Origin of the sequence: Erysipelothrix rhusiopathiae (assembly GCF_900637845.1) — a bacterium.
GTDB lineage: Bacteria > Bacillota_I > Bacilli_A > Erysipelotrichales > Erysipelotrichaceae > Erysipelothrix > Erysipelothrix rhusiopathiae.
In genome coordinates, this window is record NZ_LR134439.1 from 42,979 (window position 1) to 56,286 (window position 13,308).

General features: G+C 35.9%; 16 protein-coding genes. 7 read left to right on the top strand and 9 right to left on the bottom strand.

Annotated features, from left to right (window positions below; translation table 11 throughout):
- Positions 1-5 precede the first annotated feature (5 nt).
- Positions 6-920 carry a metal ABC transporter solute-binding protein, Zn/Mn family gene (locus EL194_RS00195; RefSeq protein WP_003774097.1) on the bottom strand — a complete coding sequence of 305 codons (915 nt, stop codon included), beginning with the start codon at positions 918-920 and terminating at the stop codon, positions 6-8.
- 1 nt (position 921) lies between these two features.
- Positions 922-1,575, bottom strand: coding sequence for a metal-dependent transcriptional regulator (locus tag EL194_RS00200; protein ID WP_003774098.1), 654 nt, complete (start codon positions 1,573-1,575; stop codon positions 922-924).
- Between the two features lie 147 nt (positions 1,576-1,722).
- On the opposite strand from EL194_RS00200, the gene EL194_RS00205 reads away from it, so the two are divergent.
- Together EL194_RS00205 and EL194_RS00210 are read left to right on the top strand one after the other, a co-directional pair.
- Positions 1,723-2,385 carry a metal-dependent hydrolase gene (locus tag EL194_RS00205; protein ID WP_003774100.1) on the top strand — a complete coding sequence of 221 codons (663 nt, stop codon included), beginning with the start codon at positions 1,723-1,725 and terminating at the stop codon, positions 2,383-2,385.
- Between the two features lie 98 nt (positions 2,386-2,483).
- Positions 2,484-2,957 carry a hypothetical protein gene (locus tag EL194_RS00210; RefSeq protein WP_003774102.1) on the top strand — a complete coding sequence of 158 codons (474 nt, stop codon included), beginning with the start codon at positions 2,484-2,486 and terminating at the stop codon, positions 2,955-2,957.
- A 34-nt stretch (positions 2,958-2,991) separates the two neighbouring features.
- Here EL194_RS00210 and pyrE read toward each other — a convergent pair whose 3' ends face one another.
- Genes pyrE through pyrR form a run of 3 tightly spaced genes read right to left on the bottom strand, consistent with a single transcriptional unit; the run spans position 2,992 to position 4,826 of the window.
- Positions 2,992-3,618: an orotate phosphoribosyltransferase gene (gene pyrE / locus EL194_RS00215; protein ID WP_016357510.1), complete on the bottom strand. Its 627-nt coding sequence runs from the start codon at positions 3,616-3,618 to the stop codon at positions 2,992-2,994.
- Positions 3,615-4,304: an orotidine-5'-phosphate decarboxylase gene (gene pyrF, locus EL194_RS00220; protein WP_003774107.1), complete on the bottom strand. Its 690-nt coding sequence runs from the start codon at positions 4,302-4,304 to the stop codon at positions 3,615-3,617. The genes pyrE and pyrF overlap by 4 nt, the downstream gene beginning before the upstream one ends.
- 12 nt (positions 4,305-4,316) lie before the next feature.
- Positions 4,317-4,826 (bottom strand): bifunctional pyr operon transcriptional regulator/uracil phosphoribosyltransferase PyrR, encoded by a 510-nt coding sequence (gene pyrR, locus EL194_RS00225; protein WP_003774109.1) that lies wholly within the window; start codon positions 4,824-4,826, stop codon positions 4,317-4,319.
- 224 nt (positions 4,827-5,050) lie between these two features.
- Between pyrR and EL194_RS00230 the strand changes: the two genes are divergently transcribed.
- The 3 genes from EL194_RS00230 to EL194_RS00240 all read left to right on the top strand — a co-directional run bounded on the left by EL194_RS00230 (position 5,051) and on the right by EL194_RS00240 (position 8,271).
- Positions 5,051-6,244 (top strand): helix-turn-helix domain-containing protein, encoded by a 1,194-nt coding sequence (locus EL194_RS00230; RefSeq protein ID WP_003774110.1) that lies wholly within the window; start codon positions 5,051-5,053, stop codon positions 6,242-6,244.
- Positions 6,245-6,354: 110 nt separating this feature from the next.
- Positions 6,355-7,578 carry an MFS transporter gene (locus EL194_RS00235; RefSeq protein WP_003774112.1) on the top strand — a complete coding sequence of 408 codons (1,224 nt, stop codon included), beginning with the start codon at positions 6,355-6,357 and terminating at the stop codon, positions 7,576-7,578.
- A gap of 87 nt (positions 7,579-7,665) precedes the next feature.
- A complete protein-coding gene (locus EL194_RS00240) occupies positions 7,666-8,271 on the top strand; it encodes a hypothetical protein (protein ID WP_126345093.1) in 606 nt (201 codons plus the stop codon).
- Between the two features lie 34 nt (positions 8,272-8,305).
- On the opposite strand, the gene EL194_RS00245 is transcribed toward EL194_RS00240, so the two are convergent.
- From EL194_RS00245 to EL194_RS00260, 4 genes are all read right to left on the bottom strand, one after another.
- Entirely contained in the window at positions 8,306-9,418 is a 1,113-nt protein-coding gene (locus tag EL194_RS00245; protein WP_003774116.1) for a cation diffusion facilitator family transporter, read from the bottom strand.
- 17 nt (positions 9,419-9,435) lie between these two features.
- Complete coding sequence (locus EL194_RS00250; RefSeq protein WP_003774118.1) at positions 9,436-10,275, bottom strand: VOC family protein; 840 nt, start codon at positions 10,273-10,275, stop codon at positions 9,436-9,438.
- A 66-nt stretch (positions 10,276-10,341) separates the two neighbouring features.
- The gene (locus tag EL194_RS00255) at positions 10,342-10,761 is read right to left on the bottom strand and encodes a Fur family transcriptional regulator (protein ID WP_003774120.1); all 420 of its coding nucleotides are present in this window, start codon (positions 10,759-10,761) and stop codon (positions 10,342-10,344) included.
- A gap of 12 nt (positions 10,762-10,773) precedes the next feature.
- On the bottom strand, positions 10,774-11,400 hold the full coding sequence (locus EL194_RS00260) for an IMPACT family protein (protein ID WP_051009463.1): 627 nt from the start codon (positions 11,398-11,400) through the stop codon (positions 10,774-10,776).
- Positions 11,401-11,479: 79 nt separating this feature from the next.
- On the opposite strand from EL194_RS00260, the gene EL194_RS00265 reads away from it, so the two are divergent.
- Both EL194_RS00265 and EL194_RS00270 read left to right on the top strand, forming a co-directional pair.
- Entirely contained in the window at positions 11,480-12,349 is an 870-nt protein-coding gene (locus EL194_RS00265) for a DegV family protein (protein WP_003774124.1), read from the top strand.
- 53 nt (positions 12,350-12,402) lie between these two features.
- Positions 12,403-13,257 (top strand): DegV family protein, encoded by an 855-nt coding sequence (locus EL194_RS00270; RefSeq protein ID WP_034886632.1) that lies wholly within the window; start codon positions 12,403-12,405, stop codon positions 13,255-13,257.
- Positions 13,258-13,308: the final 51 nt, after the last annotated feature.

A 13,308-nucleotide genomic window follows, 5' to 3' on the forward strand; every position in this document is an offset into this window, starting at 1 on the left:
TTCTTTTATTTTAAGTTGTCTACAATTGTATCAACGTTAATTTTATACGTTTCGATATAGCTCGCATCTTCTTTTAAGGAGTCCGAATAGATTTCTCCACCAATTGAAACATCAAAGCCACGATCTTTTACTGCTGCTTGTAAGGATTCAATTGTTTTCTTAGGTACGCTTGATTCTGTATAAATTGCTTTAATTTTTCGATCAACAATCAAGTCTGAAACTTTATTAATGTCTGCAATACCAGCTTCAGATTGTGTTGAAATTCCTTGAATTGCTTCCACATGAACGCCAAAGTAACGACCGAAGTATGCGAATGCATCATGAGCTGTTACTAACACACGTTGCTGTTCAGGAATCTCAGCGATGCGGTTTTTAATATATGTATCCATATCTACTAACTCTGATACATATTGTGCTGCATTTTGTTGATAATAGTCTTTATTTTCTGCGTCAAATTCTGATAATTTATCTGCTACATGTTGTGCACTTTTTTTCCATAGATTTACATCAAACCAGATATGTGGATCATGCCCACCTTGCTCATCATCATTGATGATATCACTTGGTTCCAGTGCATCTTCTAATTTGATAATGTTTTTTCCTGAACCTTCAAGACCTGAGAGTACATCATCCAATTTGGCTTCAAGATGAACTCCGTTAAATGCGACGACGTCTGCTTCTTGAATTGCTTTCACATCACTTGGTTTGGCTTTATACAAGTGAGGGTCAACCCCTGCTACCATCATTCCATTTACAGATACTTTATCGCCACCAATAATTTCCACAAGATCTTTGATCATTGTAGTTGTCGCAACAACATTTATTTTCCCATCATTTTCCGTTGATGGATTGTTCGGTGCTGATTTACACCCTGTTAATACCAAGAGTGAAACAAGTAAAACTGCTAATATTTTTTTCATACTATTCCTCGCTATCTAATATTACGTAGATTTCTTGTGATGCTTTATGACTAACCGGAACATGTCGATTGTCGATCAAGATATGGTGGGGTCCCTCATATGGATCAACTTCCACAACTTCAAACGTTGCACCTAAATTCAATTTCACATGTTCTAAATAATTTAAGAGCTCTTCATGATCCCTAACTTTTGATAACACACCACGTTGGCCTTTTTTAAGTGAACTCAATGGCACAGACTGATTAATATCTGCAGTCGTATTACCATAAATACGACTTCCGTGAGGACAGTGTTCTGGAAATCCTAAGAATTCATTCAATCGATTTGCAAGGAGTTCTGAAGTACCATGTTCAAGAACTTCCGCATCTTCATGAACCTCAGTCCAGGAATAACCAAGATGCTCTACTAGAAATACTTCCCAAAGGCGGTGCTTACGAACTAAGGTTTTCGCTTCCAACGTCCCTTTTTCAGTTAAAGATAATCCCAATTCTTTATCTTTAACTACATGATCTGATTCAATGAGTTTACGAACCATCTCACTTGTTGAAGCAGGAGAAACGCCTAATCGTTCAGCAAGTTCCTTATTGGTTAGCTTTTCATTTTTTTCATTACATGAGTAAATTGTTTTTATATAATCTTCACGATTCGGTGTCATTGCATACCTCTTTCTAATAATTAGGCTAACCTAATTCATTAGTAGTATACACCTAATACCATTGTTGTGCAAGCCTTTATTCACTCCTTTTCTTTCACATCGCTTACACGCAATCCCGTGTTACACTAAAGTAAAGGAGGTTTTCTTATGAAATTTATTTGGCACGGTCACTCGTGTTTTGAAATTATTTGTAGCGAGAACAAGCGCTTAATTATTGATCCCTTTATTACAGAAAATTCATTAAGCTCCACCGAAATTTCAAAAATATCCGTCGATGCTATCCTTATAACTCACGCACATGAAGATCATGTTGGCGATGCAGCATTAATCGCTAAACAAAACAATGCACCGATAATTTGTATTGTAGAACTTGCAAACTATTTAGAGAAAGAAGGTCTCTCAACCATTGGTATGAATCTTGGCGGTACGTACCACCTTCCCTTTGCATCCATAAAAATGACACCTGCTCTCCATTCTTCTTCGTATAAAGGAAAGGAAATGGGTGTTGCAGCTGGATTTGTAATCGATGATCGTCATACACGTTTCTATCATGCCGGAGATACTGCACTTTTTAGTGATATGGAACTTATCGGCCCAGTTGATGTCGCGTGTTTACCCATCGGTGATCACTTTACAATGGGTATTGATGATGCAGCACATGCTACTCACTTTATATCTTCCCGCTACTATATACCTATGCACTATAATACATTTCCCCTTATCGAAGCCGATCCCGAATTATTTAAAGAAAAATGTTTACCCAAAAAAGTTATCATTCCTAAAATAGGCGAACTTTACCATGTAAACTGACATCTAAGCATTGATTTCTTGTATATAGAATGTTTTCGTCCATTCAGTATTGTTTAGTAAACAGAGTGGAGTATAATTAAATTAAAGGAGTGATAATTATGTTACAGGAAAGAATTAATCGTGTTATTAATAATCATCAAATGAGTTGCGAGCACCGCAGTCATTACCTCTATATTCTAAAAGGATTTAATGTCGTTCTTGATCGCTTTACGGTTCCCGTTGATAATTTAGACGTTAATCGTATTGAAGAGCAAAAAAACTTTTATATCAAATACGAAGAAGCGATGACATTAGGGGATGGCATCATTGAGCGACTTAAAGATAATAAGTATGATATGTGGGTTGTTGAGTTTAATCTATTTGAGGGAGGCTATCTCGCCAAACGGGTCCTCACAGATTATTTAGACTCAACACCGCTCGATGATCTCTTTTTGGTTACATATCCAGAACTTACTTGGGTAGAATCTCATAAGTCGATCGCAATCTTTAATACTGATAATCCTCTAAAAGGGATTGCTGATGATTCATTGGATAACAGAGCTCGACTTGAATTGTTTAAAAATATGAAATAAAAAAACTTAGTATAGAGAATATACTAAGTTTTTTTTATTTAAATGATGATGGATCTATTGCCCAAGATTGTAATAACTCAAGGTTATCATCCGTTATCGCTTCCATTTCCCGTGCAACCTGAATCAAAGTTGAGTAATTCGATAAGGTATGGAGTGTAATATTTGCTTCATTGAAAGCCACAAGAGCTTTTTTAAGCTCATAAGTAAAGACTGCATAAACACAAAGAACTTCGATGCCTTCGGCTTCAAGTGCATCACAAACTTTAATACAACTTCCCCCAGTTGAAATCAAGTCTTCAATAACAATCACTTTAGATCCCCGTGGAATCATGCCTTCAATCTGTTTTCCTTTACCATGATCTTTAGGTTTAGGTCGAACATAAGCCATGGGCTTATCCAGTAAATCCGAAACCCAACATGCTTGTGGTATTCCTGCAGTTGCTGTTCCAACAATATAGTCAACTTCTGGATATAATGTTTTAATTTCATTCGCAAAAGACTCTGCGATAAATTTTCGAACCTGTGGATAACTCATCGTAATCCGATTATCACAATAGATTGGGCTTTTAATCCCACTTGCCCATGTAAAGAGATGATCGGGACTTAATGTTACTGCCTCTACCTCGAGTAAGTATTGCGCAATTTGTTTAGATGTATTCATGATGCCACCTTCCATTCAGATACTATTTGTTCATAAGCTAAAACAGGATCTTCAGCTTGAGTAATCGGTCTTCCTACAACAATATAACTTGAACCATTTGCTTTAGCTTGTGCAGGTGTTGTAACGCGCTTTTGATCACCTTTTTCTGAAGCATTCGGTCTTATTCCTGGTGTAACCGTTAGAAAATTACTTCCAAGTGTGTCTTGGATGCATTTTGATTCTAAAGGAGAGCATACAACCCCATCAAGTCCTGCATTACGTGTTAATTCTGCGTAATGTAATACAGAATCATTTAATGAGGCGTGTACTAACTGTTCTTGTTGCATCTGAAATTCAGATGTAGAGGTTAATTGTGTAACTGCAATAAGTATTCCAGATTCACCAAAACCATTTCGAGCCGCTTCCATCATTTCAAGTCCCCCAGCTGCATGAACATTTGTCATATCAACACCCATTGTTTTTAAACGACGCATCGTACGCTCAACAGTATTTGGAATATCATGAAGTTTAAGATCAAGGAAGATTTTATGTCCTCTCTTTTTGATTTCATGAATAATTGAGGGTCCACTTTGATAATATAGCTCCATTCCTACTTTCACAAAAAGTTGTTGTCCTTCGAATAAGTCTAAGAAAGACAACGCTTCTTCCGTTCCTTCAAAATCTAGTGCAATAATAACATTTTCCATTCCGTTCTCCTTTTACGTAGTTTCAAGCACAACTTTATCAATACCATCCGTCTCAATCGTCTGAACGTAAATTCGTTCCTTCTGAGAGCTTGGAATGTTTTTACCAATAAAGTCTGCACTAATAGGTAACTCGCGATGGCCTCGATCTATAAGTACAGCGAGGGAAATTGAAGAAGGACGACCTAAATCAATAATAGCATCCATCGATGATCGAACACTTCTTCCTGTAAATAAAACATCGTCCACAATAACCACGTGTTTTTGTGCTAAAACATCAGATCGTTCAAAGATTTGTTTTGAGCGTACATCATCACGATAATCATGAATATTTAAACTCAGACATGCAACGGGTCCTTCAATGCTTTCAAGTTTTTTCTGTATTCGAGATGCGATATCGATACCTCGTGTTTCAATTCCCACAAGTACGATATTTTCAATGCCTTGATAATGTTCTATAATTTCAAATGCAATACGGTTAATTGCACGTTGGATTTCCTCTTGATTCATAATCATTTTTGTCATAATTTCCCTCCAATCATAGAAAAGAGCCCCTTCTCGCGCACGAAAAGAGGCTCATCATTTGATGAAGTGGTTGTTTCTCTTTCCTTGCTTGCCTCTCTGGACAATTTTAAAGGTTCCTATTTCTTACTAATCATATGCGTTTATGTCATAACTGTCAACTCTTTAACATAATAACCGTGTCAGTCAATAGTTTGTGATAGAATGAATTTAAAGGGGGTAATACGATGCTTGGAACACTATTAAGAAATGAACGACTTAAGCAAAACATGAGTCAACAAGCCCTTTGCGAAGGAATCTGTTCGGTGTCTTATCTATCTAAAATCGAATCAAACACCGTTACACCGAGTGATGAAATATTTGATTTACTGTTTGATTGTTTAGGAATTAATCTAGTACGAGATCAATCAAAAATTGGACTGTTTTTGTCCGGTTTTAATTCTTTTTGGAATGATTATCTGGCATATACGACTCCAACAGTCCCTAAAGAATTAGAAACCCTTGCAACAGAGTGCTTATACTCTCATCAAACAATTAATGCACATATTCTGCTTTATTATTCCACAAACGACGCTCAATACCTTAATCGTCTCAAAGATTTTGAAGCGCTGTTTTCTGTTGATCAACGCCTTGCTTACACCCTTGCTTATTCCCAAACATTGAATTCAGAAGATCAAATACAGTATTTACTTCATGCAACGGGAATTGATCACTACGGTATTATTCACCAAGAACTCGGCGTTGCTTACTATATTACAGGACTTTATTACAGCGCGATTGAAACACTTAGTCAAGCATACGAACGATTTTCAAAACAAGGTAACGTTAAAGGAATGTATTTGAGCTCGTTTACGATGGGTTCATCCTATGCGAATTTAACTTATACAAGTCCTGATCAGTTAGAAATGATGGAATTTTATTATAATCGCGGATTAAAGCTCAATCGTTATCTCAAAGATTCTAACGCTCCAAGTTCAATAAACTACAACCTCGGCGCGACGTATTTATTGATTGGGGATTACACAAAAGCTCAACTACATCTCACCCGTGCGTATGAACACACCCAAAGCGAAACATTACAACATATTGAACTAAACACATTAATTCTCCAAAAGTCGTGTCTTCTAAACATTTTCCAAAACAAACGAGATCTAGCTCAAAACCATTTCGATCAACTGGAAAAGCCAACAGATCGACTCTCTAAAACTGTCTACGCCTTACTCGATTTTATGTTAGAAAATCCAGACTATATTCATCAGAAAGAATATGAATCGATTTTAATAATGTGTAAAGATACCGCAAATCTTCAAGCTCATCACGGCTATGTCCTTATGTATGTGAAGTTTCTCATTCAGTACTACAAAGCCAATCGTCTCTATAAAAAAGCACTCGCACTTACAAGTGAGTTCAATATTTCTTAATTTCCCTTCATTATTGTCTAAAATCAGTTGAAATCACATCATAATTTCTCAATATCAACCTCTTACATCTTTTAAACAAAACGTGTTTAATTAAAGTAGGAGGTTTTTCTATGCATAAACCATTATGGAATCAAAACTTTATTCGCGTATTTTTAGGTACTATTTTCTCAGAAATGGGTGGCATCGGACTTAACCTTGCCCTCAGCTTAGTAATCTTTGACCAAACACAATCGACTTTACTTTCAGGAATCTTTGCAGCACTCTCTATGATCCCTAATTTAATACTTCCACTTGTAATTGGACCCCTTATTGACCGTAAGAACCCACTCAAAGTTCTCATAACAAACGAATCGATCTTACTTATAGTCTTTATTTTTGCTGGACTGTACGTCCATTTCTTTTCGTTTAATTACTACTCGTATTTATTTATAATCCTTGCGATTAGCTCGCTTGGAAACATTTCCGCAATTGCATCACAATCCATCATTCCTCAAATCATTCACCCGGAAGATTTTTCTAGAGGTAATGCGATTCTTAATACAATTCATCCTTTATGCAGTGTAATCGTTACACCCATCGCTATGATCTTGTACCGCTATTTTGGTCTGGATTTTATATTCTTCGCATATGCCCTTCTAACGATGATTGATGTACTTATTGAGTATCAGATAAATGCGAAATTTGACTATATTCATTCTGACCAAACGAACTTAAACGATTTATTTAATGATCTGAATGAAGGTCTACACTATCTCAAATCAGATCGCGCACTTCGTTCAGTATTCATGTTCTTTGCACTTGTTATTTTCTCAAGTTCTTCATCAACTTTAATGTATCCTTTCTTCATGTCGAGTCCTTCCTTAAACGAAAATCACTTCGCCACACTGCAATCCCTCGCAAGTCTTGGTTACCTAATTGGTGGATTGATCCACAGTATTGTTATTTTTAAAGATAACCATCGTTATACAATCGCAGTTTCTGTCTACGTTCTTTTTATCGTACTTGAGAGTATTTTCTATTTTGTCTCTTTTCCATTTATGGTGCTGATTCGCATGACACTTGGCGTATTGGGTATGAACAGTGCAAACATTCGAATAAGTTCCGTCCAAAAGCATGTCCCTGCACAATATCGCGCTAAAGTTAATTCCTTTTTCATCATTCTTATTTCAGGATCTGGCATGTTTGGTCAAGTCGTGTTTGGTGCTCTTGCGGAATCCTTTCCGATTCCTCAAGTTCACCTTTTTGCACAGCTATTCTACCTACTTGCATTGTTTATCTTTATACTTCCTCAAAAAAATAAGGTTAAACATTTCTATAATTATAGTACGAACTAACTTACAACAATGTAAGGTCGATGTAAGTAAATTCAATGGCGAAAATTTCAATATTTTTCTATGATATTTATAGAAGGAGTTGATACTTTGAATACTTTACTTAGCTCGATAAGTTATTTTAAAGATTTATTACCACTCATCAATCCGCTCATTGCTTTACTCGGATTTCATTGTTTTCTTGCCTCAAAAAATAGACGGATTATGCTTTACAAACTCTTTATTGGTAGTACTCTTGTGTTTATACTTAATGCATTATTCAATGCTTTCGTCGTAGCACCGCAATATCAAGTTCATACAAACCTATGCATTACACTTTTCTTAATTTTTATACTTTTATATCTGTATGAATATTTTATTACTGAAAAATATCCAACATTTCAATTAATTGGTTGGTTCCTGTTACCATGCGTTCTCTTTCTGATTTTTAAGTTTATTGAAGACGCTGGTATCATTCTCGCATTTTTAAGTATTCTCTATATTTTTAGAGACTCTTCTTATAATCAGTTATTTGGGTGGTTCATACTCTCTTTGATACTATCAATCTTAATGAATCCTTTTTATTCTTTAAGCATCTTATTCTTTCCATTCTCTCAAATTAGAAAGTACGACTCACTTCGAACACTAATTTCTTCACTCTTTCTTGTTTATCCACTCACACTTTGGTCAATTAGCATCTTCGCTACATTTTTCTAAAAAAAACGTCCGGGTTATGTAACCAAGACGTTTTTTAAATTAATTGATCTGTATCCATCGTAATTTCTAATTCGTATTGAATTCCTTCACTCCGTAAATACGCCGTAATTTCTTGTTTGATGCGATCAGGTTCATGTTTTAATCCATCACACAGAACAATTTCAAATCTTAGTACATGATTAATTATACGTAAATCATGAAACTTACATCCCTCGCAGGATTCCTTCAAGTAAGTTTTTATCACACGTTGTATGTTTAAAATCTCTGGGCTATCCATATCCAAAGGATCGAGATGTATTACTAAGTCTATATTTGTTTCCTTCTTTATTTCGCGCTCAATCGCATCAATGATATTATGAGCTTCAATTAATGATAACTTAGCATCGACTTCCACATGCACAACACCATAAACATGAAATGTACCATAGTTATAAATCATCACATCGTGATATCCTTCAATCTGCGGGTTGTCACATAAAATTTGTTTAACCTTTAATAATGTATCCGTATCCGGTCTACTACCCAGAAGCTCATTCATAAACTCTCGAAGCATTGTGATTGATGAATAGATTATAAATAATGCAATGATAATCGCAAGATACGTATCGATCCTCAGATTAAAATAATATTGAATGAAAAGAGCAAATAAAATAGAGCTGGTTATAAATACATCATTACGACTATCTTTTGCATTCGCAACCAACACCTCAGAATCAGCTTCTTTAGCTTTCTTTGAATAATATAAAGACATTCCTAACTTCACAATAATAGATATTACTAATACAACCACCATAGCCTTACTCATTTGCATAGGCATCGGATTTAAAATATCCTTTACGGATGATTTAATGATATCTACACCTAAGTAGAGCATGATGATGGATATTACAAAGCCACTAATGTATTCAAAACGTTCATGCCCATAGGGATGCTCCTTATCTGCAGGCTTCGCGGCAATTTTAAATCCAACAATCGTGATGATTGACGACAAACTGTCTGATAAATTATTGATTGCATCCGCAAGAATCGCAAAACTATGCGATAAAGTACCAACGATTAATTTTAAAGTAAAAAGAATCAAGTTACAGATTATTCCCACAATACCTGCCTTGATTCCAATCACATTTCTGTTTTCTAAGTTTTTCATATGCCTATTATATCATATTAAATTTTCTCAAAGATAATGTTTATGTGAAATGGGTCGATGATTTCAAAATGATTCGCATCTAAGTCCACAATCTTCTCACCCGCTTGAATAAGTTCTTCCCTATAGGTCACAAAGGAAGGTGTCGAAATCGTAAAGGATTCCATACCACTTGTGTTTTCAGGTAAATCCGCAATATTGGGTCCTGCCCATTCATTAATCCCAATGTGATGATGATATCCATCACGTGAGACAAAAAGTGCTTTCTGCATTTCCGTTTTAAGTTCAAAACCTAATCGATTCAAGTAAAAACTACGAGCACTCTCGATGTCTGATACTTGGAGATGAACATGTCCTAATATAGTATGCTCAGGCATTCCACTCCATGCTTGAGGATGAGCGATACGCATGAGCCCCTCAACATCCACAGCCCTTGTTCCCCCAATAATCGTTCCATCATTATTGATGATCCATGATGATCGCGGACGATCCGCATAAACTTCAATCCCGTTTCCTTCGGGATCATTGAGATAGATAGCCTGAGAATAAATATGATCCCCAAGTCCTGTAATTGGTTGTTTTAAAGCAACCAGGTGTTTAATGAATTGCCCAAGATACGCTTCCTCTGGCAATAAAAATGCCATATGATAAAGACCACTGTAATTTTGATTGGGTTTTTCATAACGATTGGAAGTCTTTAATGTGAGTAACGGAATGTGATCAATTCCTAAAACAACGCTCTTTTCATGTTGATTTAGAACTGTAAGCCCTAATGTTTTTTCGTAGAAAGATTGCATCGATTCAATGTCTAAAACTTTAAGTACGACGTTTTTGATTGATATATTGTTTAATGTTTTCATAGTTTCACCTCTATTAACATATTACTACACTATGTTATAAAAGAAAGGATTATGCATAAAAAAGTGCTAAGCACTTTTTTGACACTCTGGACATAACCCGTAGAGTTCTAATTGATGTCGATCGATAATATACCCACTATCACGCGCAACTTTACCTTCATAATCTCCAAGTGGACATCCCTCAATAATTGTGATGGTTCCACATTGGGTACAAATAAGGTGATGTTTATGAATATGTCGTTTATAGTCATATACACTTTGCGATGGCTCAAGTGGCACTGTCTTGGTTATAATATTTTTTTGTTCAAAGACATCCAAAACACGATAAATCGTGGATAAGTCCATGTATTCTCCAACCGCATCCAATGATTCGCGAATTTGATTGATTGTGATAGGTGTATCACTATCTTTTAAAATCGTTAAAATCGCTTCACGTTGACGTGTTGATTTTATGCCATGATGATTTAATTCTGTTTTGATATCCATAATCAAGACCTCCTAAATAAACTCAATTGACTCTTTAATAATACTCTTACTTATAGTTCCACGTGTTAAATCATCTAACGGTTCCAATAACATTGGATCGGTAACACATATCTGATAGCGTGCTAAGGAATCATAGTTACGATCCAAAACAGTTCCCACACTTGTAATGTGCAATTCCACCTCGTTAATAAACTCGTAGGGAAATGAGAGTTCCATCGTATATACCTTTTGAGGTGCAAGCAATTTCGCATCTTCAAGAGTAAGAGAGACCGTTGAACCGTAAGCTCTAATCAAACCGCCTACACCAAGTAAAACCCCGCCATAATAACGCACCACAACCGCAATTACCCCTTCAAGTTTATGACCGCGAAGGACTTGAAGCATGGGTAAGCCTGCTGACGATGCGGGTTCGCCATCATCATTCGATCGTTCAATCTCACCCGTTCGATAAGCACTACAATGATGCGTTGCTTTAGGATGCATTTTTTTGATTGATTTTAAATATGCCTTCGCTTCTTCTTCAGAATTAATTGGCGCTAAAAATCCAATAAATTTAGATTTATTGATCTCTTGTTCCGCAATTACTTCCGATTGAATTGTTTTATAGTCTAATTGTTCCATGTATGTATTATAAATCATTTTGGTTCTTTCATAAAGGAATATAATAGTTTGACTTTCAAAGTATTATATTCTATAATGCTTTCATCGGAGGATATGTATGAAAAAATTAGCGATTGTATGTGATTCATCAGTATGTTTCACACCAGAAGAAATTAAAAAGTATAACGTTTTTATTGCACCATTAACTTTAATCCACAACAACACTGAGTACTTAGACCAAGAAACCATCTCAAAAGAAGAGGTACATGAATTACTCTCAAAGAAAGAAAAGATTATGACTTCTCAGCCTAATCTTGGTTCATTAATCAATCTTTTTGAAGCAATATGTGATGAAGGTTACGAGCAAATTCTTGCGGTAACACTCTCTTCAAATCTATCAGGGACTTACAGTGCCTTTAATCAAGCTGCATCACATGTAGAAGGATGCGAAATTCATGTTGTCGACTCATTTACCTTAGGGGGTCCGGTCCAACAAACCGTAAAACTTATAAGAGCCATGGAACTTAACGGCGTATCAATCGATGAGATGATAACACGAATCAATACATTTTTATTACGCACCGAGTCATTTGTATATCCACAAAACTTAGATCAATTACGTGTTAGTGGACGAATTTCAAAACATGCTGCGACTCTTGCATCACTTTTAAAAGTTAAACCCCTTCTATATCTTGAAAACCATGGTTTAACCATCGAAAAATTTGGAACTGCGCGTACAGAAACTAAGATTTTCGAACTGTTGATTAAACATATGAAGGAACAAGGCGTTACACCTGAGTCGTATGATTTTTATTACTTACACAGCGATGCGAAAGAAATAACAACACGCCTTCGTGATGCAATTTCTGAATCCTTTGGTACTCATGATGCGTATATTATGGACTTACCGGCTGCTGTCGCAACGCACGCGGGTCTTGGAACTGTCGCAATTCAATGGATTCCGAAAACCGATAAATATATCAAGTGAGGTCGTATGCCTTTCATTATTAGTGTATAATGATAGTACTTGGAGGTTGTATTATGAAAACTGCGGTTATTGTCGATAGTAGTAGTAATTATTATAATGAAAATATCGAAATGGATGGTCTTTTCGCGATACCCTTACAGATCATCAATGAGGACGATGCTTCACTTGAAAGTGTTGAGATTTCAATTGATCAGGTTAATGCCCTCATGAGGGAAAACATCATGCTTCAAACATCACTGCCAGCTCTTGGCATGATTGAAGACTTATTTAGAGAAATTAAGGCTAAAGGATACGAGCGAATTCTTGCGATACCTATTACCACTGGAATCTCTGGTACTATTGGCGCAATGAATACAGCTGCCCAATTTGTCGATATAGAATTTGTTTTCATTGATTGTTTTACAGCTGCATCAATTGAACTTGATTGTGCACTCGCTGCTCGAAAACTTCTTGATCAAGGATATGATATTCCTGAAATCAAAGAACGTATTGATGTGGCACTCAATAATGGTAACACGTTTATTATTCCTGATGATTTGGCGCATCTATCACGAGGTGGAAGACTTTCCCCTCTTGCCGCAAAACTTGGTGGTTTTCTAAAAATTAAACCAATACTTCATCTCAATAAAGACACTAAAGGAATTATTGAACCTTTTGATAAAGTTCGAACGATGTCCAAAGCAATTGATCGTGTAATTGAAGCGATGCAAGAAGCTGGTGTTGATGAAACTTATAAAATTACGATTGTGGATGTGGATGCAAAGGATGAGCTTAATAAAACTGTTAAGAAATTTGAAGAAGCATTCCCAAACACAGAAATCTATGTAACTGAGTTAATTTCAACAGTAAGTGTTCATGTTGGAATTGGATCTCTTGCATTTCAATATATGAAAAAAATCGAAGTCTAGAAGACTTCTTTTTTTTAGATTTTGTGCTCTAAATGCAAAAAAGGACATCCA